We start from the raw sequence: 21,945 nt of genomic DNA on the forward strand, positions 1-21,945 counted from the left end.
TATAGTTTACTTTTTCGAAGGTAGGAATTGTTTTTTTTTATTTAAAAATCTTTTATTTGTATTCTTTTTTTATACATTTGATTCTAAGGTCAACAAGATACAATAACCAATATCTACTTTATGTCGAGTTTTACAATTCCAATTCCAGCTAAACGAAGAAGGTGGTTTATCATCTTTATTATCTTTTTGGCGATTGTATTCAATTATTATGATCGGCAGATCGTTTCTATCCTTAAGCCCATGCTGAAGGCTGAGTTTGATTTGGGAGATGATGGTTATGCTATGGTAGTGAATGTCTTCACGATATTTTATGCATTGATGTACCCAGTGTCGGGTTGGTTAGTTGATCGTTTTGGTGAGCGGAAAGTCATGTTATTCGGAATTATTGGATGGTCAACAGCTTGTTTGGGTGGAGGTTTGTCAAGAACCTTTGGGTCTTTCTTGTTTTTCCGTGGAATGCTTGGAGCTGCTGAACCAACGAATTTCCTTGCTCAATTAAAAGTAATAACGGTTTGGTTCGCCGGGAAACTTCGAGCGACGGCTAATAGCCTTTGTGTGGCTGGAAGTAGCATAGGTGCTATCATTGCCCCTCCATTGGTTGCTTGGTTGGCTATGCAATATGATTTTCATACGGTATTTATTGTCGCCGGTATAGTTGGGCTTATCATTGCCTTGTTGTGGTTCTTGGTTTATACTGAACCGCCTGCAGAGATTCGAAATGAAGCTGTAGGAGTAGATGCTGCGGCAGGTGAACAGCCTAGTTTTACCTGGGGGCAATTGTGGAATACTAAAACCTTATGGGGTATCCTGTTGATTCGTTTTGTAAGTGATCCCGTTTGGTATTTCTGCTTGTTTTGGTTGCCGGGTTACTTACAAGAGGAAAGTGGACTTACCTTGGCACAAATTGGTATGTTTGGTTGGATTCCTTTTTTAGTAGCTGATTTAGGCGCGATAGCTACCTCTGCTTGGTCTGATAAAATGGTGAGAAGCGGAAAGGAACCCCTATTAGCTCGGAAAATCATGTTGAGTAGTATTGCGGTACTTGCGCCTCTGTGTTGCTTGACTGCCTATGTCAACAATCCCTATTTAACCATTCTCATCTTTGCTTTAGTGGCAGTGGCCTGTTTGTCCTGGTTGTTTACCATTTCAGTGGTTATTGCTGAGGCTTTCCCTGTAAAGAATGTGGCTTCAGTTTTAGGTATAGCAGGTGGATTTGGAGCATTAGGGGCTGTATTGTTCAATTATTTTGTGGGACAGATGATGGGTTCATTAGGGGCAGGAACTATATTCATTGCGATGGCATTTATGCATCCAATAGCTGTTCTGATTTTATGGACCATGGTGAAAAAGGAAAAACCAAAGGAAACAGAAGCCGTTCTTTTATCGAGCAATTAAGAATAAAAAATTAAGATTAAGTATTAAAAAATCAAAATAGAAGATTCGTTATGGCAGAATTGAAAACCATTATGGAGCCAGCACGTCAAACTCCAGTGCGTATGGAAGTAGATGTTTTAGTAGTAGGAGGAGGACCAGCAGGTATTATTGCTGCTCAGGCGGCTGCCTCAGATGGCTTAAAGGTCGCACTGATTGATAACCGAAGTTTTGTTGGTGGAAATATGACCATTGGTCTACCTATTTTGGGATTTCTAGGACAAAAAGGAAATCAGATTATTAAGGGATTGCCTCAGCAATTTATTGATAAATTAAAAGAAGTTGATGCAGCATCAGAGCATCGTCCATGTCCATTACACATGAGCTTAACCTTGGTAGAACCAGAAGCAGTGAAGAATATCGGATTAAAGGCTTTAGAGGAATCAGGGGTCAAGGTATTGCTGTATGTTTTCTCTGCTGGGGTTGTCATGGAAGGCGATGAGTTGAAAGGTGTCATTATCGAAAGTAAATCAGGAAGAGAAGTTATTCTGGCAAAAACGGTAATTGACTGTACTGGAGATGCTGATGTAGCCTATAAAGCAGGTGTGGAATGTGAACAAGGAAATGAAGTTGGTGGAGCACAGCCACCAACACTAATGTTTTGTATGGCAGGAGTAGATACAGAGAAATTACGCATGTCCATAGCTGAGGAGCCTAGAACTTATTTGACGGACTTTATCCCAGCCGAATATTTTGGGCAGAATAATCAGTTTATAGTGGTTGGCTTACGCAGTGTTATGGAGAAAGCACGTTCTGAAGGTTATGAATTGCCTGTAGAACGAACGATCTTGATTACTGGTTTGAGGGAAGGGGAAGTGTGGGTGAATATGTCACGTATCAATGGAGTAGATGGAACCAATCCGGAGAGTTTAACCTACGGGGAAATTGAAGGCCGTAAGCAAGTAGAAGAAATACAACGATATTTAAAAGAATATGTGCCTGGCTTTGAGGATGCACATTTTACCAAAATGGCCCCTTTCTTAGGTATTCGCGAAACGAGACGTATTGTGGGGAATTATGTGATGACTGCAGAGGATATTTTGTCCTGTCGTCGATTTGAAGATGCGGTTGCAGTGGCGAGTTATCCCTTGGATATACATCATCCAGAAGGTGGAGGCTGTACATTGACTTGGTGTGGAGATAGTTATGATATTCCATATCGAAGTTTAGTGCCTAAGAAAGTGAAGAATTTATTGGTTGCTGGAAGATCCATTTCCACTACTCATGAGGCGATGTCGGCAATCCGGGTAATGGCACCATGTATGGCTATGGGCGAAGCAGCAGGCCGAGCAGCAAAGCAAGCAGTGCGTAGAGGAGTAACTCCGGCAGATGTAGATGTAGAAGCATTGCGTGCTGAATTACTTGCTGCTGGAGCATATTTAGGTGAAGGTTTGAACTAGTCCTAAAGAATTAAAACATGAAATCTTCCAATACCCCAAGTCGACGAGCTTTTTTACAGAAAGCAGGACTCTTAGCTGCTTTGCCCTTGGTGTCCAAGTTGGACATTTATGCCGCTGATGTGAGCTCCTCATTAGCCTTGAAAGTTCTTACTTGCAATATCCGTGTCGATTTACCAGAAGATGCTGAAAAGGGACTAGGGTGGAAGCACCGCAAGGAATCCTGTATTCATGTTATTCGCCAGCAGAAAGCTGATATCATTGGATTACAAGAAGTGCTTAAAAATCAGTTTTTAGATTTAAAGTCTTCCCTAAAAGATTACGTAGCATTTGGTTTTGATGGCCCCGAGATGGATCAGTATAAGGAGGGCTACCATGGAATTGCCAAGAACCCGATTTTATTTTCCAAGAAGCGATTTGAATTATTAACTGCTGGGGGATATTGGCTTTCTGAAACACCCCTAAAAGCTGCCAGTATATCTTGGGGATCTGCTAGAGCAAGAAATTGCTCGTGGGTGAGACTGCTTGATAAAAAAACTGATAAGGAAATTCGAATAATAAACTTGCATTTAGATCATATCTCTAATGAGGCTCGGGAAAAGCAAATCCAGGTTATCCTCGATGAGGCAGCACAATACCAAACTGATTTTGTGCAGATCATGACTGGAGACTTCAATGTAGGGATGGATACCCAGGTTTATCAAAATTTGCTACAGGCAGGATGGACTGATACCTATAGTCAAGTCCATGGAGATGTTAAACCAGAAGGTTCCACAAACGGATTTAAACCATTGGATGATCCTCGGCAAGCTAAAGCAAAGAAGATTGATTTCATCTTTACCAAGGGACCAATAAAGGCAAGTTCCGCAAAAATTATCAAGGATACTTATAAGCAAATACAGCCTAGCGATCATTATTTTGTGGATGCCCTGTTGTATTATACCTAAGCAAGCTATAAATCGATGTTGAGCAGCTAATAAATAAATAGCAAAAATTGTCTAAAAAATAAGGACAGTGAACAGTACTGTTCTTTTTTTAGGTACAAATACTTTAAAAATGTTATATTTTATTAATTTTTATTTATTTTAGAGAACCAATTTATACAATCTAAAACAAAATAAATCCATATGGCACAAGACAATTTATCCAACAAGCTTGGAATTCCAAGCAATCTGGCGTGGGGATACCTCGGTATATTAATCTTCATGATGGGAGATGGTGTGGAGCAAGGCTGGTTAAGTCCTTACCTCATTGAGCATGGAATGACTGTAGAACAATCAGCCAGTTTATTCACCGTTTATGGGATTACAATTGCCATCTCATCTTGGTTTTCGGGGGTATTAGCGGAAAGCTATGGACCCAGAAAATCCATGGTCATGGGCTTGTTTTTATACATTATTGGAACCATAGGTTTTATTTCCATGGGAATGGCTAAGCTTGATTACAATGCCATGTTGCTATTCTATGCCATCCGAGGATTTGGATACCCGCTATTTGCTTATTCCTTTATGGTTTGGATTAACTATCGTACGCCGAATAATATGTTGGGACGAGCAGTAGGTTGGTTTTGGTTTGTCTTTACCGGCGGTTTAAATGTTCTTGGCGCTTATTATTCCAGCTGGGCCTTGGAGCGTTACGGCTATGAGAATACCTTATGGAGTTCCATATTGTGGGTTTTGATTGGGGCATTTTTTGCTTTGGTGTTGAACCGAGATAAATTCGAAACCAAGGCCTCTAAGGAGTCCAAGGTGAAAGAATTAGTAAATGGACTAACCATTGTCAACAAAGAACCAAAAGTATTAATTGGAGGCATTGTACGGGTCATTAATACAACCGCTCAATTTGCCTTTCCTGTTTTCCTTCCACTTTACATGGCAGAACACGGATTTGATACCAAAGAATGGTTACAAATATGGGGCACTATTTTCACCAGTAACATAGCATTCAATCTCATTTTCGGTTTTGTAGGCGATCGTTTAGGATGGCAAAATACGATTATGTGGTTTGGAGGCGTAGGCTGTGCCATCAGTACCGTATTGTTTTATTATTCGCCTATCTGGTTTGACGGAAGTTATTGGGCAGTGATGGCGGCAGGTATTGCATGGGGTGCGTTGTTAGCAGGATATGTTCCATTGTCCGCATTGGTGCCATCGCTAGTAAAAGAGGATAAGGGAGCGGCAATGGCCATCTTAAACCTTGGAGCAGGATTGCCTGTATTTGTCGGGCCGGCTATTGTTGGTTTATTAATCGGTAGCATCGGTTCAGAAGGTGTAATCTGGGTACTTGCAGGCTTATATATCATTTCAGCAATACTAACCAAGTTTATCAGTATCCCTAAACAAGTAGAGGAGTTGCCTGTACTGGAGAATTAAAAATATTGAACACATAAAAGTAAAATTAGCATATGAAGGTTTTATTAACAGCACCTTATGAGAACGAGAAAGCATTGCGTGAATTGGAGGGGCTATTTGATGAGGTTATCTATCGTTCATGGAAACCCCATGGCAGAGCATACAACCCCACCGAAATAAGTGCCTTGTTGAAAGAGACTGGTGCAGAAGCTTTAATTTCTGAGCACGATGAAATAACGGAGGATGTTTTACGTCAGCATCCTGATTTAAAGTTTGTAGGCATTTGCCGTGGTACACCCTCCAACATTAATTTGGATGTTGCCACTGAATTGGGCATACCAGTTTTTAACACTCCCGCAAGAAATGCGCAAGCAGTTGCTGAAATGTTTATTGCCAATGTGATCACCATCATGCGCAATACCTTGCCAGCAATACAATGGTTGGAAGGCAAAAATTGGGGAGAAGGAGCACATACTTCTTATCTGCAGTTTAAGGGGAATGAACTTGCTGGTAAAAAGGTAGGCATGGTTGGATTTGGCGCTGTAGGGCAACATATTGCTCGGATGCTTCAAAATTTCCCTGCTGAAATCTACTATTTTGATCCCTACTATACCGATGAAAACAAAGACTATAAAAAAGTAAGTTTGGATGAACTGTTCAAGGACTGTGATGTTGTGGGAATACATCTGCCAGTAACGCCAGAAACAGAAAATCTTATCGACAAAAAATACCTCTCGCTTCTGAAGGAAGATGCCATATTTGTTAACACGGCTAGGGCTGTAGTTGTCAATAAAATGGATCTTTTAGAAATCATTGAAGAGGAGAAAATCCGTGGTGCGGTTCTTGATGTTTTTTACAATGAACCACCTGACGAGTTGGATTATAAGATGATTCTTAATAAAAGGGTTTTAGCCACGCCTCATATTGCTGGTGCTACCCATGAAGTTGAAGATCATCATGCATTTATCATGAATAACAACCTTCGAGAATTCTTCAAGAAGGGAAATACGACCATTAAGCAATTGGTCAATAAGCAAGTATTGGATAAAATTACTATAGGCTAATATGGCACAGAAAGAAGGATATTTAATTGTTGATATCGGGACTGGTAATGCACGCGTGGCAACTGCAGGTACTGATGGAACACTGTGGAGCATCAAGAGAGAAAATGTTCATTATGAAACAGACCATCAGTATGAAGATTCCATCTATTTTAATCCGGATGAATTATGGCAACAAATCCTCAGACTCAGCAAGGCTGCATTAGCAGAAACGGGTGCTATTGACATCAAGGCAATTACAGCTACCAGTCAGCGTGAAGGCATTGTCATAGTCGATCAAGAAGGAAAAGCATTATTGGGAATGCCCAATATTGACCACCGTGGGCGAGCTTGGGAGAAAGATCTGATTGATAAGGATACCGTCTATAACCTTTCTGGAAGATACCCAACATCACTTTTTTCGGCCTTTAAATTAGTTGGAGTTCGAGAAGTCTATCCAGAAACATACAATCAAATTGCTTATGTGATGAGTATCAGCGATTGGATTCAATACCAATTTTCCGGAAAGCCATGCTATGAACCATCTCAAGCATCGGAGACTTTGCTCTATGATGTGGAGAAGAAAGAATGGTCTCCTGAATTAGCTGAATTATTTCAGATATCCACTGATATACTTCCTCCAGTTTATGATTCTGGCAGTATATTAGGTCAAGTTAAGTCTGAAGTTGCTAAGGAATTTGGAATCAGTACAGATGCTGTCGTTGTTGTTGGAGGAGGGGATACGCAATTGGCCATTCGTAGTATGGAGCCTTCTGCCAATGATGTGGTTATTGTATCCGGTACGACGACTCCTATTATCAAGATAGTTTCTACCTATGAAAAGGATGAGGAACAACGCACTTGGACCAGCAGGCATATCGATGCTGATAACTATATCTTAGAAGCCAATGCTGGAGTAACCGGCTTAAACTACCAACGTTTAAAAGAGATTTTTTATCCCAATGAGGGTTATGAGGTGATTGAAAAGGAACTAGAGGATGCAACTTATTCGCAATGTGTGGCATCTTTAGGGTCTTTAATTGCAGATGAGGAAGAACCATTAACCAAAGGAGGTTTTATTTTCAATGCACCAGTATCGCATCAATTAACTCGTGGAAGTTTTGTGTTTGCTATTCTCTGGGATATTGCTTGCAGTATCTATGAAAATTATAAGTTCTTATGCGCCGTATCTCCCCATCAGGAGTCCTATATATGGGCTTGTGGCGGAGGAGTGGAGAGCCGCAAGCTTCGTCAATTTATCGCCAACCTATTTGGGAAGAGTATCCGTATTCGAGATACCTTCCGTCAAGCTTCGGTATTAGGCGGTGTTTTCATCTGTAATGATGCATTAGGAATTGCGAATAAAACTCCCGAGCTATTAGATGAAGTTCATCCAAAAGATCATGAGGAGTTTGAGAAACTATACCAGGAATGGAAGAATGCCCGTAAAACATTTAAACAGGTTAGTCAATAAATGGATCAATATTTTATTGGATTAGATGTAGGGACGCAAGGTGCACGCGTAGTCTTGGTGGATCAAGATGGTGAGATGATCGCCTCGGATGCCCGCAAGTTTATGTTGGATGAGCATTTCCGCGAGGAGCAATCACCAGCCATCTGGTGGAAGGATTGCTATGAAATGCTTTCGAATTTATTTCAACAACTACCAAGCTATCTTGATAAAAATCAAATTAGGGCAATTTCAGTTACTTCCACATCAGGTACGGTTATTCCTCTTGATGCTAAAAATATGCCACTACATCCCGCTATTATGTATAGTGACGGACGTTCTGCCGAACAAGGTAAGCGTTGTCGTGAGGTAGCTTTGAAACATGTCAAAGATGGGTATACTGGTTTTAATGCATCTAGCGGTATTTCAAAGATGCTCTGGTTTGTGGAGACCTATCCTGAAAATGCCAAGCATATCGCCAAGTGGATTCATGCTTCCGATTACCTGGTTGGTCAACTTTCCGGAAATTACCATTGCACGGATTATACCAATGTATTAAAGTCTGGATATGATTTAACACATCTGCAATGGCCCAAATACTTATTTGAAGAATTAGGATTACAAGAATCCTGGATGCAGGAAGTTGTTCCTTCTGGTTCGGTAATAGGTAAATTAAACGAAGAATTAGCTACCGAATGGGGGATTCCAAAAATTGATGTAGTTGTAGGAATGACTGATGGATGTGCTACGCAAATGGCATCAGGAGCAGTTAATCCGGGCGATTGGAACACCACTATTGGCACAACCTTAGTCATTAAAGGTGTCACCAAAAACAATGTAGTTGATCCATTAGGTCGCTTGTATTCGCATAGACACCCTCAAGGGTATTGGATGCCCGGAGGAGCAAGTAATACCGGAGCAGATTGGATTTCCTTAGACTTTTCAGGAGAATTAGATGCACTAAATACTGCCGCAGAAACCTTAATCCCAACTGGTCTGTTAGCTTGGCCATTGAAGCAAGAAGGCGAACGATATCCGATTATGGCTCCTCAAGCGAGAGGATTTGCTCCTGCTGATTTAACTCAGGAAATGTTGTATGCAGCAAATTTAGAAGGAGTTGCTTTTATCGAACGATTGGCTTATGAAATTATTGAAGAACTGTCGGGAGAAAAAGTTGCGGCAATTTATTCCGGAGGTGGTGGTGCAAATTCAATTGTTTGGTTGAAAATCAGAGCTTCAGTGATGAATGTGCCAACCTACAAATGTAAAGAAGCAAGTGGTGCCTTTGGTGCAGCTATTATGGCGGCCGCCAATACCTATTATTCTTCCCTTACGGATGCTGCAGCTGCAATGGCTAAGGTGGAAAAGAAAATATTACCCGATCCGGAATTGCATGCTCAATATGAAATTCAATACCAACAATTCAAACTAAAACTAAAAGAACTAAATTATATTTCATGATCACAATCTGTCTATTGAGACATGGCGAAACCGCCTACAATGCAGAAGGAAATAAATACTGTGGACGAACGGATATCCCATTAACAGAAAAGGGGATAGCGCAAGCAAATCGAATGCATGAACTGTTGAAAGATTTTCAATTTTATGCGGTGTTCAGTTCCCCACTACAACGTGCAAAAACAACTGCAGAAATAGCCTCAGGAAGAAAGGAAGATGTAATAGTGGATGATCGGCTTATAGAAGTGAATTTTGGAGAATGGGAAGGAAAGACTTCCGATGAATTTATTGCAGATGATCCGAATTCTTGGTTCAACTGGCTTTCTGATCCAGGCGCATTCCATGCAGGGAATACCGGTGAAACTGGACAGCAGGTCTTAGATCGACTGAACAGTTTCTATGATGAGTTATTGGATAAATACGATGGAAAAACAGTCTTAGTGGTTGGACATAATGGAGTAAACCGCCTGTTTATGTCAAGCCAATTGGGGATGCCATTAAAGAATTACCGAAAGATTGTCCAGGAGAACTCTGCACTGACTTTGATAACATTAGATAAACATAAAGGTTTTAATTTATTAAAACTGAATGCTTAATTTCGACCATCAACTTAAACACTTATGAATAAATCAATCCGTATTGCTGCCTTATGTATTTTTCTGTTGCCATTTGCAAGTCAGGCGCAGAAATTACAGACCTTGAATTTTCCTACGGTTGAATCCATGTATCAATATTTTCAATATGCTCCTGGAAAAAGGGTGATTTCAGGACATCGTGGAACAATAGAGAATGGAATGCCTGAGAATTCCATACCTGCTATGGTATCTGTACTAAAGCATACGGTTGCCATATTTGAAATCGATCCTCGATTGAGTAAAGATAGTATTCCCGTTATGGTTCATGACGCTACGCTAGACCGTACCACAACTGGAAAAGGTAAAGTGATTGATTACACCTACAAGGAGTTGAGGAAACTGAGGTTAAAAGATCATCAAGGTCAGGAGACGAAATATAAGATCAACACCCTAGAAGAAATGATCAAATGGGCTAAGGGAAAGACCATCTTAAACCTAGACAAGAAAGATCTCCCAATGGAAATGACTGCAGAGATTATCCGTAAGCATGATGCTTATGCTTGGGTATGGGTAACTGTACACAATGTAGAGCAAGCAAAATTCTACTTGGATAAAAACCCAAAGCAATATCTTTCCATGCACATCAAAACCCAAAAGGATTTAGAAGCATTTAAAGCATCTGGACTTCCATACAACCGGATGATTGTATACATCGGCCCTGAAATCAAAGAATCTAATCAGGCAATGTATAATTTCTTTAAAGAGAAAGGCGTATTGTGTATGATTTCCTCCGCTCCAACGTACGATAAGTTAGCAAGCAAGGAAGAACGTGCTGCAAAATATCGCGCGGTATTTGCCGATGGTGCTACTGTATTGGAATCTGATCTGCCAATTGAAGTAAGCCAGGCGGTGAAGTAGATATAGATCGCTTTTTTATAGTATTTAGTAGTTAGTACAGAGTATTTAGACCTAGGCGGATTAGATTTTATGGATATTTAAAGACGGTCGAAGCATGCTTCGACCCTACAATTAGGGTTATTTGTGTTAATTATTTCACGATTATATGTAGGGGCGATGCATGCATCGCCCGCTATCAAGTCATGTCTGATGTCTATTATCTTTTATCTCCAATAAACAGGTGGACATTCCTCTTAATTGAGAATAAATCCTCTTCCCTCAAACTCAACTCAGTACCGCCTACTTTAGGTGCTACCTCGACTTTCGCTATTATCTGCTTAATATCCGCCTAGCGCAGGCGGTACTAAGTGCTGCGGCTAGAAATTGAGACGTTTATATTATGATCAAAATATTATTTTTTACTTCTTTAAATTTGATCAAAACATTCTTTTTTAATTATTATTCTACCTCTTTCATCCCAATTTATTTAATAACTTTAAGAACCTGTTATTAAATTATGAGATTAAAGATTCTTTTAGCGATAAGCCTACTTTTTTTAGGGTTATCAATCGTTTTTGCCCAAACAGCACCTAAGATTACAACTTCTGAGACGCCAGCATGGCTTTATAAGTCTACCGTACAGCCAAAAAAAGTTAATCTAGATGATATCAATGATGGGTATTACATTGATTTATATGAAAATCAAACTCATCTAGGTCTTCAAACAGCATATTATAAAACTATTCGGGTCATTACGGAAGGGTCTGGTACTGAAAATGCTGGTCAGATTTATGTAGTTTATGATCCTAGTATACAGAAACTTCAATTTCATGAGTTAAAAATTATTCGTGATGGACAAGAGCTAGATCGTCTTGATTTGAATAAGTTTAAACTTTTAGCAACAGAGCGTAATTTGAGTAACTTCATTTATGATGGGACCTACTCAGCACATTATGTGGTAGATGATCTTCGTAAAGGTGATAAATTGGTGTTTTCCTATTCCCTGATTGGTTTTAATCCTGTTTTTGAAGGAAAATTTAGTGGCAATTATTATTTGAATGGAGGAGAACCTTATGGGAAGGTTTTGCTTAACTACATCGTTCCTAGTGGTCGAATATTAAATATTAAAAGACACGGTTCTACTCCAGTGGAAAAACGAATGGAGAAGGATGGTTTAACTTACCTATTCTGGGATTATACGCCTGAATTCAATTCGGAGTATGAGGATTATTTACCTTCCTGGTATTCTACAGAAGATTGGATTCAAGTTTCTGAATTCTCCACATGGCTTGAAGTGAACAAATGGGCGAGAAGAATCAATCCAGTTGTTTATTTGAAGCCAGAATCTGACTTAGCAAAATTTGTAGATAAGCTTTGGGACAAAGCTGAAGGCAATAAAGAGCTGTTTATTGGTTATTGTTTAGACTTCGTTCAAGATGAAGTTCGTTATACCGGTTTCGAAATGGGAGAAAATTCTCACCGTCCGCATCATCCTGAAAAAATATTTACTCAACGATTTGGAGATTGTAAAGACAAATCCTATCTCTTGTCAACCATGTTAAATCACCAAGCAATTCCTAATTCCTTGGTTTTGGCAAACACTTATACAGATCCTTTTCTTGGAAAATTCCAAGCCAATCCATTGGCATTTAATCATATGGTTATAGCGGTGCAAATGGATGGAAAATTTAAGTTTTTAGAACCTACCATAAGTTACCAAGGAAATACAGTAAAAAAGCGGTTTTTTCCTAAATATGGGAAAGTATTACCAATCCAAGGGGAAGGTTCTTTGGTGGCTGTTGAAGAAGCTAGTGTAAGTGAAATTATTATCGAGGATTTTATTACTGTTTTGGATAATAAAAAAGCGCAGTTGAAAGTAATAACTACCTATTTCGGTGCTGAGGCTGATGTGATTCGTGCCTCTTTTAAACAAACTGCCAAGAATCAACTCCAAAAAAATTATGAGGAATTTTATAATAAAATTTACAAATCTGTAGAACGAATAGATGATATCAGGTTTGAAGATAATCGTGAAGATAATATTTTCAAAGTCTATGAATTCTATACATTAAAGGATTTCATGTTTACTGATGAATTAAATCAGAAATTTATACCTGCCTATAGTTCCGAAATAATCAATAGGATTCCTGAAATTAATAATAACCGCTTATCCCCAATTCAATTGAACTACCCGCTGCGGATAGATCATATCATAAAAATAACGAATAAAGATAATCGGCCAATTGGAAGTTTTACGGAGAACCATGTTTTTCAAGGTGAATCCTATTCCATGACCCATAATGCGATCAGTTATGGTGATACCTTGATGGTGAATAATATTTTAGAGTATTATCAGGATCATGTTCCTGTCAATGAAGTTCAAAAGTTTATTAAGGACCGTCAAGCTGCAGTCGATCTATTTATGAATGGCTACTCTGTAAATAATGATGGATATTTGACTATTGTAAATATTTTTGCATTATTTTCTTATAATGGCTTTGCACTTTTATTTCAATTTCTATTAATTGCTGCCTGTATTTGGTATATCGTAAATGTTTATAATAAAAGAAAACCGACAAGTATAGTTAAAATTCAGGAAGAAGAAAGTTATAATGGCCTAGGAGGTTGGCTTATTCTGGTTCTAATCGGAATGTTCTTCAATATTATTCTGTATTTAGTGTTGTGTTTTTCCCCAACAGGATTGGCTAGCAAAATTCTCTGGGATCAAATGTCAATACATAGTGGTTTAAAGTTTGGCATCGGCTTCTTGTTCCGTTTTATTTCTTTATCATTAGCAGCAATTATCCTGGTTTTTTGTGTTTACACTACGATTTTGATGTTAAAAAGAAGAGATTTATTTCCTCAAACATTTATTTTTATTCGAATTGCAATGGCAGTTCAATTATTAATGTCAATTTCTGGCAGTTTTATTTTAGGCTATCGTAGTGAAAATATTATTGTAGAAATTGGAACATTGGTCGTGTATTTAATTGGATCAGCCATATGGATAAGTTATATGCTATATTCCAATCGTGTGAAAGGAACTTTTACTGTACCTTACAAAAAAGAACAATATATAATTATTGATGAACGTAAGTTAACAGAGTAGATAGATCGCATTTTTATAGTATTTAGTAGGGAGTTTTTAGTATATAGACCTATTGGCGGGATTATAGACGGTCGAAGCATGCTTCGACCCTACGGTTAGGAGTATTAGTATAAATTATTTCACGATTGTTTGTAGGGGCGATGCATGCATCGCCCGTTAATAAATAATATCTAAAAACCTTTTATCTGATGTCTTAAAAAAACGGGCGGACATTCCGTTCGTTTTCGTCGGGAATAAATCCCCTTCCCTCAAACTCACTCAGTACCGCCCCTACCTAATGTGCTATTTAGATGGCTCGATAATAGCCGTTTAATAGCAGTCCAAGGTAGGGGCAGTACTAAGCGCAGCGGAATGTCTGCCCGAATTAAAAATAGTTGTGAGACCGTTGTGCTGTTAGATGTTCGATATAAAGGGGGAACGGTCGAAGTATTCTTCGACCCTACAATTAGGATTATTAATATAAATTATTTTCACGATTGTTTGTAGGGGCGATGCAAGCATCGGCCGCACAACCTTAATTTTTCACAGATAAACAAGTCTATCGTCTAACATCTGTTGTCTCCCATCTACCTCCCATCTATCACCCATCACGGGTCTAAATACTATATACTATATACTAAATACTATAAAAAAAAAGCAAGTCATTACAACTTGCTTTCTTTTTTAATTTTTCTTTTTATGGTTGTTGGCTTTGCGAGTTGTTTAGCCTCATATTGCCTTTCGAGGTATTTGATGATCTCACCGGCTATATCCTTACCTGTTGCATTTTCGATTCCTTCAAGGCCAGGGGATGAGTTAACTTCTAGAATCAATGGTCCACGGGTTGAAGGCAACATATCCACACCTGCTACTGTCAATCCCATTGCTTTAACAGCGGCGATGGCAGTTTCACGTTCTTTACGGGTTAATGTTACTACCTCTGCGGTTCCACCACGATGAAGGTTTGAACGAAACTCGCCTTCTTTGGCAGTACGTTTCATGGCACCAACCACTTTACCGTCCACTACAAATGCGCGGATATCAGAGCCTTTTGCTTCTTTGATGTACTCTTGAATCAAAATATTATTTCCAAGGCCGTAGAAAGCCTCAATGACCGATGATGCAGCCTTTTTCGTTTCGGCAAGCACCACGCCAATACCTTGCGTTCCTTCCAGTAGTTTAATTACCAATGGAGCACCACCAACCATGCTGATCAAGTCATCAACATTGGATGCTGTACGGGCAAAGCCTGTTACCGGCAAACCTAGTCCTGCACCTGAAAGAATCTGCAAACAACGCAGTTTGTCTCTCGAGCGGGTGATCGCTTGACTTTGATTAGCAGAGATAACGCCCATTACCTCAAATTGACGTACAATTGCCGAACCATAGAAGGTTACGGAGTTACCAATACGAGGGATGATGGCATCAATGCCTGGAATTTCTTGACCTTTATAGTGCATGGTAGGTTGGTCCTGACGGATACCAACATAACATTTACTATGGTCGATGACTTCGCACTCATGGCCTCTGCTGATCGCAGCTTCCACCAGGCGACGGGTTGAATATAACGACTTATTTGTCGATAGAACGGCTATTTTCACGTTGCTTGTTGTGTTTACAGATGATAAACTTCTATATATTATATCATATTGGATGCCAAGTTTTTCTTGGATACATCCACTAAGAATTTTCCTGTAATAAAATTACGCCCTAATAACATGGGGTAGGACATGGCTGAACGGTCGCGAAATGACAATTTAATGTCGTATAGCTCGTTAAACATGCGAACCTTGGTCAAGAAGATGTAACGGATTTCAGACTGCCCAAAGGAGCTCTTCACTGTCCGCTCCCGGTGTACCGGGAAGGTCAGTTTCAAAACCTGTTCACTCTCTAAGTTCGGACGGATATGCCCAATGATGTACAGGTGACCTTTGCGCTTGACCACTTCCATTTGTTCACAGTGTAAAACAGAAGTTTCTGCTCCCGTGTCTATTTTTGCCTCAATATTATAGAGACCTAACTCGGGTAAGTCAATGATTTCTGTTCTTCCAATGATCTTCTTGCCCTTCACGCACTAAGAATTTACTCGTAAATGAATTCTCCGTAAGGGGAGCGAATCGTTACTTGTTTCTTTTCTGAAGCTTCCACACGACCGATTAGTTGTGCTGGAATCCCAAATGAATTTGAAATAGCAATTAAATCTTCCGCTATTTCCTGGGGAACATATAATTCCATACGGTGCCCCATATTGAAAACCTTGTACATTTCCTTCCAATCCGTATTGGATTCTTTTTGGATAAGTTCAAAAAGGGCTGGAATTGGAAATAAGTTATCCTTAATGACATGTACTTGGTCTACAAAATGTAAGACCTTGGTTTGTGCACCACCAGAACAATGAACCATTCCATGGATTTGCGAACGATATTTGTCTAATATTTGCTTGATAACCGGAGCATAAGTACGCGTAGGTGATAACACCAATTTACCCGCAGTTACTTCTTCTCCATTTTCCACTTTTACTTTATCTGTTAGGGCTTTTCCACCTGCAAATACCAAATCATAAGGTACTGCCGGGTCAAAACTCTCTGGGTATTTTTCTGCAATGTATTTGCTGAATACGTCATGACGAGCAGAGGTCAATCCATTGGATCCCATTCCTCCGTTGTATGCTGTTTCATAGCTAGCTTGTCCATAAGATGCAAGACCAACTATAACATCACCAGCCTGTATGCGGTGATTAGAGATTACATCCTCACGTTTCATGCGGCAAGTTACAGTACTATCAACAATGATCGTACGGACGATATCACCCACATCGGCAGTTTCTCCACCAGTGGAGTAGATACCGATACCCATTTCGCGTAACTCCGCTAAGATTTCCTCCGTTCCATTGATGATTTCAGCAATCACTTCACCAGGGATCAGGTTCTTGTTTCTACCGATAGTAGAAGAAAGTAAGATGTTGTCAATAGCCCCAACGCACAATAAATCATCCAAGTTCATGATAATAGCATCCTGAGCAATTCCTTTCCAAACGCTGGCATCACCAGTCTCTTTCCAGTATACATAAGCTAAAGATGATTTTGTTCCTGCACCATCAGCATGCATAATATTGCACCATGCCTCATCAGCACCTAATATATCAGGGATAATCTTACAAAAGGCTTGTGGATATAAACCTTTATCAATGTTTTTAATTGCATTGTGCACATCCTCTTTTCCAGCGGATACACCACGTTGGTTGTATTTTAAATCTGACATCTTGCTTGCAAAAATAAACAAACCAACCGATTAAATCGAATGTTTTTCAATCCATCCCCAAACGTAAACCGTTAGGGTCTAGTTGTGAAAGATCGATATCCATCATATCGGCATCAGCCTCCGCAAAGGAATAGGTGTCTCCCAAGCTGATTAATTCGCTTATTTTGTTGATTTCAAGTTTTTTATAAATGGATTTGCAATGTGTTTGAACAGTGGCAGCAGAAATAAACAGGCGCTCGGCGATTTCATTTTTATTTAGGCCTTCAATCAGCAGTTTCGCGATTTCTTTTTCTCTTGTTGTCAATTGAAGGATCATTCCCGCTTTGCTTGCGCTTTCTGCCCCTTTGCCCTCTATGGCAATTGTAATAGCGAATAATGGTTTTCCCTTTTCAGAACGGATGATGGTCTTGCTTGATCCCAAAACTAATTTAAATTGCTTGCTATGATGCAATAGTTTGTATTCTAAATTCAAGTAATTTGGTTTGTCTTTGCGAAAAAAAGTGAGTGAATTTAATAAGGTGTGGTATGTGCTGGTATGAATGGTTTGAAGATAGTAGAAATAATCCATGCCGGTTAACCAATTTTTCTCAAATCCATAAAAATGCTTCATCGCATCGTTTATACCGATAGGTCGGTAATACTGCACATCATGCAAGGTAATCAAGTACTTGGATTGATTTATGTGGTCAAGAAAATCTGGGCTATGTAGTTTGTCGGGATGCAAAAGATTTGCAACAGACAATTGTTGAATCAGCTCTTCCAGCGCTGATTCCAATTCCTGGAATTTCATAATAATTAGTTTTCAATTTGATTTGTGCTGTGAATTTACAATAATCCTATTTAAAACAACAAATGTTAATCAGAAAACTAGTTGAATTTAATCATTTGTTAATATTTCACGCCAAGATTCCATCAATCGGTCCAGGTTATAACTGGCATTTGCAGGGCTTGTGCTGGGCATGCAATAATAGTTTATCCCAGCTATTCTATTCAAATGCTTGTCATATAGCTTCATTGCTTTTTGACCATTAAAGACTATTCTCTTGAGCTTGGGATAGCTGCTAATTAACTCATGAATTGCATTTGCTTCCACCTCTTGTATAGCGGTGTCCATGCTGCCTTCACGGTAGGCGCTTTTACACACATCCCATAAGGCTATTCGGTTATATTGAAGAAGCTGAACTCTTTCTGAATAAGAATCTGATAGCTCCCGATTAAATAACTTGGCCATCAGTTTCCAAAACCGATTTTGTGGATGCGCATAATAAGCCTGTTTAGCAATCGATAAATCGCCAGGTAAAGAACCTAAAATCAAGGTTTCAGCTTCTTCGTTGATGATGACGGGAAAAGAATTTTTAAATGCCATAATTAAGGAAGTGCATCTATGTCTTTATAGCCATTATTCTTGATTTTCAAGAATTTATTAAACATATCTTGATGCACCTTTGCTCGGTCTGCTGTACCCGCATGATCTGCCTCCTGTTCCTTGGTGCCAATAAATTTAAAAAACACATTGTCAAAATAGTAGAATCGATTTTCCCATCCTTTTTTCGTTTTGGAATTATCAAATTCTGGAGAATACATATGTGCGTTATATTGATAGACATCCTCAAAAACAAAGGATAATTCATTATTCAACAAATAATAGTCTACATGAGTGTATCCTGATTCCCCAAAATGAGAAGCGCGTATTTTTTCTAGGACATTATTCTTAAAATAATAATTGACCTGTCCGCCCTCGGTAGATTCATGTATTTGAGCAGAGTCAATCTTATCCCAGTTCTGAATCGCATGAATTCGTTCGTAATTTGCTTTGACTAAGGATAAACTGTCTTTGGCAATGGTATTGGAGTCGTTTTCTACGAGTTTTGTGCTATCCGTATTCCCAGAAGTGTCGGTTTTGGTTGGAGATTGACAAGCTAAAATAAGCAGTGAAAATGCAACAATCAAATAGCTATATACTTTCATCTTTTACTTTCTTTTATGTTCTTATACAACAGTTAGAAACAAAAATGGTTCCATAGGAATAGCATTTACCTCATCAAAGATCCTAATTACCTCGTATTATCATGGGTATTTCTTATGGATTCCTTCCATATTGCTTCGAGACTCTAAAGGAATTTCCTAGGATCTCATAGGGATTTTGTTCGGATCTCGTTCGCTTCTAACCGAACGAGATCCGAAGGAGTTCCGAACAAGTTCCGAAGGAGATCCGAAGGAGTGTCGAATAAAACCTCTGTAAGAGACAGTTAGACAACAGACAAAAGACAACAGAAATTGAGTGATGAAGAATGCAAAAACAAGATGTTGAATATCCCTATGAGGGTAATGAAATTATGCATAGATGAAGGTACTGGATATCCATTAAAACAAACAAAGCTTCCTGGATCAGGAAGCTTTGTTTTATGATAATCGTATGGATTAGTGTTTGAAGTGGCGTACACCAGTTGTTACCATGGCAACACCTTTTTCATTGGCCATATCGATGGATAATTGATCTTTGATTGAACCACCTGGCTGAAGTACAGCTGCTACACCAGCATCACCAGCGATTTCAACACAGTCTGGGAAAGGGAAGAAGGCATCAGATGCCATAGCGCTTCCTTTAACATCAAATCCAAAAGCATTTGCTTTTTCAATAGCTTGTTTAAGTGCATCAACGCGGGAGGTTTGTCCTACACCTGAAGCAATTAATGTATTATCCTTAGCAAAAACAATGGTATTTGATTTGGTATGTTTAACGATTTTATTAGCAAAATATAAATCCTGCAATTGAGCTTCGTTAGGTTTAACTTCAGTAACTGTAGTCATTTGTTCTGGACCTTCAACAGTACTGTCCTTATCTTGCATAATCACACCGTTCAATAATGTTTTGAACTGTTGTGAAGGTAATTTCACCTCTTTGCGACGTAAAATAATGCGGTTTTTCTTTGCTGTAAGAATCTCTAATGCTTCTGCGCTGTACGAAGGAGCAATTAGAACCTCAAAGAATAGGTTGTTGATTTCTGTTGCTGTTTCTTGATCTACCTCACGGTTGGTAATTAAAACACCTCCAAAAGCAGAAACTGGGTCACAAGCTAATGCCGCTAACCAAGCGTCTTTAACATTAGGACGTGAAGCAACACCACATGCATTGGTGTGTTTAAGAATAGCAAAAGTTGGTTCAGTGAACTCATCAATGATGGCAACTGCTGCATCAACGTCCACTAAATTATTATAAGATAATTCTTTACCGTTCAATTTATCAAACATGGCATCTAAGTTTCCGAAGAATACACCATTTTGATGTGGGTTTTCACCGTAACGTAATACTTGAGCATCTTGTTCAGATTGTTTGAATACGTTAAGCGGTTCTTCTTGATTGAAGTAATTAAAGATGGCGGTGTCGTAGTGCGAAGACGTATTAAATGCACGCTTTGCAAAAGATTTACGTTGCTCTAAAGAAGTAGCACCATCCTGTGCTGCTAAGATCTCTTCTAACTCGGTGTAGTCGTTTTTAGAAGAGATAATAACAACATCATTGAAGTTCTTTGCAGCAGCACGAATTAGGGAAATTCCGCCGATGTCAATTTTTTCAATAATATCTTGTTCTGAAGCACCTGAAGCAACAGTTTCTTCAAACGGATAAAGATCAACAATTACTAGGTCAATCTCTGGGATGTTATATGTTTCTAATTGAGCTTTATCATCAGCTAACGGACGACGAGAAAGAATTCCGCCGAAAACATTTGGGTGCAAAGTTTTTACACGTCCACCTAAAATGGAAGGGTAACCAGTAAGGTCTTCAACACGCTCGACAGGGATATCCAAGTCTCTAATAAAGGCTTCGGTTCCGCCTGTTGAGTAAAATGTTACTCCGTATTTGTTAAGTAACTGAATTAGTGGTGCAAGGTTGTCTTTGTAATAAACAGATACCAATGCATTTTTAATCTTTACAGGATGATTCATTGTGTATTATTTGGAGCCGCAAAGGTAATTATTTTTTTTGGGATTGTTGAGGTAAGATTGGAGACCGCTTCCCTATTAGGAGACCGCTTCGCTGTTAGATAGAAAATGTAAAATAGATTTTGAAAAAAACGGAAACAAACCTGAATTAAACAATCCTGTTCCCAAAACGAATACAATGGATGAGCAACCAACGAAAGACCTTTTTGAGTTTATCCCACTGGAGCATACTCCACCTAATTTCGATTGGGGGTTGTTCAGCCTATTATCTGATGCACAGGACGTGGATTACGAAGAAGAACAGTCTGCCTAACGAATGAAGAAGAAAGGCAGAAGGTTGTAAGAATGCTTATTATTTTTACTTTCTTTTTATCAAGTACCACAATTAGACTAAGCAATATTTTTGTAAATTGAATTTGTAATTTTTCTTTTGCAACAAAAGAAACAACATCCTTCTGAATGGAAGACCTTATCGATAACATTCGTAATTATATTCATCTTTCCGAAGAGGAAACCGAATTGATAAAAAAACTATTTACCGAGAAATCCTTAAAAAAGGGAGAAAACATCCTTGAACAAGGAAAAATCTGTAAATCGTTATTCTTTGTCTCAAAAGGGCTATTGAGGCAATATATTAATCATGAGGGAAAAGAACTGACAATTCATTTTAATGAAGAGAATACGTTCGCCTGTGATTTTGACAGCTTTATCAGTCAATCTCCATCAGAGAAAACAATCGAAGCATTAGAAGACACCGAACTGAATATTATTTCATTTGAAAATCTTCAACAATTTTATGCAGAGATAAACAATGGAGACCGTTTCGGAAGACTTTTGTTGGAAAAGATATTTTCATCTGCCATTCGACATATTATATCAGTTCATGCAGACACTGCCGAACAACGGTATTTGAATTTCCTACATTCATTCAAACATTTGCAGCAACGGATACCACAGCTTTATATCGCTTCTTTTATCGGAGTAACCCCACAATCATTAAGCAGAATAAGACGAAGAATTGCCCGAAAGTGATTTATTACCCGAGGGTAACT

19 protein-coding genes are annotated in these 21,945 nt (G+C 38.9%); 12 read left to right on the forward strand and 7 right to left on the reverse strand.

Features of this window, described 5'->3' with window-relative positions; all coding sequences use genetic code 11:
• Positions 1-120 precede the first annotated feature (120 nt).
• The 10 genes from ACP6L2_RS11675 to ACP6L2_RS11720 all read left to right on the forward strand — a co-directional run bounded on the left by ACP6L2_RS11675 (position 121) and on the right by ACP6L2_RS11720 (position 13,708).
• Complete coding sequence (locus ACP6L2_RS11675) at positions 121-1,395, forward strand: MFS transporter (RefSeq protein WP_440509434.1); 1,275 nt, start codon at positions 121-123, stop codon at positions 1,393-1,395.
• Positions 1,396-1,445: 50 nt separating this feature from the next.
• Entirely contained in the window at positions 1,446-2,831 is a 1,386-nt protein-coding gene (locus ACP6L2_RS11680; protein ID WP_440509436.1) for an FAD-dependent oxidoreductase, read from the forward strand.
• Positions 2,832-2,848: 17 nt separating this feature from the next.
• A complete protein-coding gene (locus tag ACP6L2_RS11685) occupies positions 2,849-3,775 on the forward strand; it encodes an endonuclease/exonuclease/phosphatase family protein (RefSeq protein WP_440509438.1) in 927 nt (308 codons plus the stop codon).
• A 180-nt stretch (positions 3,776-3,955) separates the two neighbouring features.
• Positions 3,956-5,200: an MFS transporter gene (locus ACP6L2_RS11690; RefSeq protein WP_440509440.1), complete on the forward strand. Its 1,245-nt coding sequence runs from the start codon at positions 3,956-3,958 to the stop codon at positions 5,198-5,200.
• Between the two features lie 32 nt (positions 5,201-5,232).
• Positions 5,233-6,243, forward strand: a complete 1,011-nt coding sequence (locus ACP6L2_RS11695) for an NAD(P)-dependent oxidoreductase (RefSeq protein ID WP_440509442.1) — start codon at positions 5,233-5,235, stop codon at positions 6,241-6,243.
• Between the two features lies 1 nt (position 6,244).
• A complete protein-coding gene (locus tag ACP6L2_RS11700) occupies positions 6,245-7,693 on the forward strand; it encodes an FGGY-family carbohydrate kinase (protein ID WP_440509444.1) in 1,449 nt (482 codons plus the stop codon).
• Positions 7,694-9,130, forward strand: a complete 1,437-nt coding sequence (locus ACP6L2_RS11705; protein ID WP_440509446.1) for an FGGY-family carbohydrate kinase — start codon at positions 7,694-7,696, stop codon at positions 9,128-9,130. It abuts the gene before it with no gap.
• Positions 9,127-9,723 (forward strand): histidine phosphatase family protein, encoded by a 597-nt coding sequence (locus tag ACP6L2_RS11710; protein WP_440509448.1) that lies wholly within the window; start codon positions 9,127-9,129, stop codon positions 9,721-9,723. The genes ACP6L2_RS11705 and ACP6L2_RS11710 overlap by 4 nt, the downstream gene beginning before the upstream one ends.
• A 24-nt stretch (positions 9,724-9,747) precedes the next feature.
• Positions 9,748-10,620 (forward strand): glycerophosphodiester phosphodiesterase family protein, encoded by an 873-nt coding sequence (locus ACP6L2_RS11715; protein ID WP_440509450.1) that lies wholly within the window; start codon positions 9,748-9,750, stop codon positions 10,618-10,620.
• Between the two features lie 496 nt (positions 10,621-11,116).
• Positions 11,117-13,708, forward strand: coding sequence for a DUF3857 domain-containing protein (locus ACP6L2_RS11720; protein WP_440509452.1), 2,592 nt, complete (start codon positions 11,117-11,119; stop codon positions 13,706-13,708).
• A 644-nt stretch (positions 13,709-14,352) separates the two neighbouring features.
• Here ACP6L2_RS11720 and rimK read toward each other — a convergent pair.
• The 7 genes from rimK to purH all read right to left on the reverse strand — a co-directional run bounded on the left by rimK (position 14,353) and on the right by purH (position 20,896).
• Positions 14,353-15,288, reverse strand: a complete 936-nt coding sequence (gene rimK, locus ACP6L2_RS11725; protein ID WP_344675951.1) for a 30S ribosomal protein S6--L-glutamate ligase — start codon at positions 15,286-15,288, stop codon at positions 14,353-14,355.
• Between the two features lie 38 nt (positions 15,289-15,326).
• On the reverse strand, positions 15,327-15,758 hold the full coding sequence (locus ACP6L2_RS11730) for an ATP-dependent zinc protease family protein (protein ID WP_440509454.1): 432 nt from the start codon (positions 15,756-15,758) through the stop codon (positions 15,327-15,329).
• Positions 15,759-15,769: 11 nt separating this feature from the next.
• Positions 15,770-16,948 (reverse strand): AIR synthase related protein, encoded by a 1,179-nt coding sequence (locus ACP6L2_RS11735; protein WP_440509456.1) that lies wholly within the window; start codon positions 16,946-16,948, stop codon positions 15,770-15,772.
• 46 nt (positions 16,949-16,994) lie between these two features.
• On the reverse strand, positions 16,995-17,738 hold the full coding sequence (locus ACP6L2_RS11740) for a helix-turn-helix transcriptional regulator (RefSeq protein WP_440509458.1): 744 nt from the start codon (positions 17,736-17,738) through the stop codon (positions 16,995-16,997).
• A gap of 87 nt (positions 17,739-17,825) precedes the next feature.
• Positions 17,826-18,314 (reverse strand): DNA-deoxyinosine glycosylase, encoded by a 489-nt coding sequence (locus tag ACP6L2_RS11745; protein ID WP_440509460.1) that lies wholly within the window; start codon positions 18,312-18,314, stop codon positions 17,826-17,828.
• A 2-nt stretch (positions 18,315-18,316) separates the two neighbouring features.
• Complete coding sequence (locus ACP6L2_RS11750) at positions 18,317-18,916, reverse strand: hypothetical protein (protein ID WP_440509462.1); 600 nt, start codon at positions 18,914-18,916, stop codon at positions 18,317-18,319.
• 453 nt (positions 18,917-19,369) lie between these two features.
• Positions 19,370-20,896, reverse strand: a complete 1,527-nt coding sequence (gene purH / locus ACP6L2_RS11755) for a bifunctional phosphoribosylaminoimidazolecarboxamide formyltransferase/IMP cyclohydrolase (protein ID WP_440509464.1) — start codon at positions 20,894-20,896, stop codon at positions 19,370-19,372.
• 175 nt (positions 20,897-21,071) lie between these two features.
• On the opposite strand from purH, the gene ACP6L2_RS11760 reads away from it, so the two are divergent.
• Complete coding sequence (locus tag ACP6L2_RS11760) at positions 21,072-21,206, forward strand: hypothetical protein (protein ID WP_440509466.1); 135 nt, start codon at positions 21,072-21,074, stop codon at positions 21,204-21,206.
• 146 nt (positions 21,207-21,352) lie between these two features.
• A complete protein-coding gene (locus ACP6L2_RS11765) occupies positions 21,353-21,925 on the forward strand; it encodes a Crp/Fnr family transcriptional regulator (protein ID WP_440509468.1) in 573 nt (190 codons plus the stop codon).
• Positions 21,926-21,945 lie beyond the last annotated feature (20 nt).

Origin of the sequence: Sphingobacterium lactis (genome assembly GCF_051951495.1) — a bacterium.
Taxonomy (GTDB): Bacteria; Bacteroidota; Bacteroidia; order Sphingobacteriales; family Sphingobacteriaceae; genus Sphingobacterium; species Sphingobacterium lactis_A.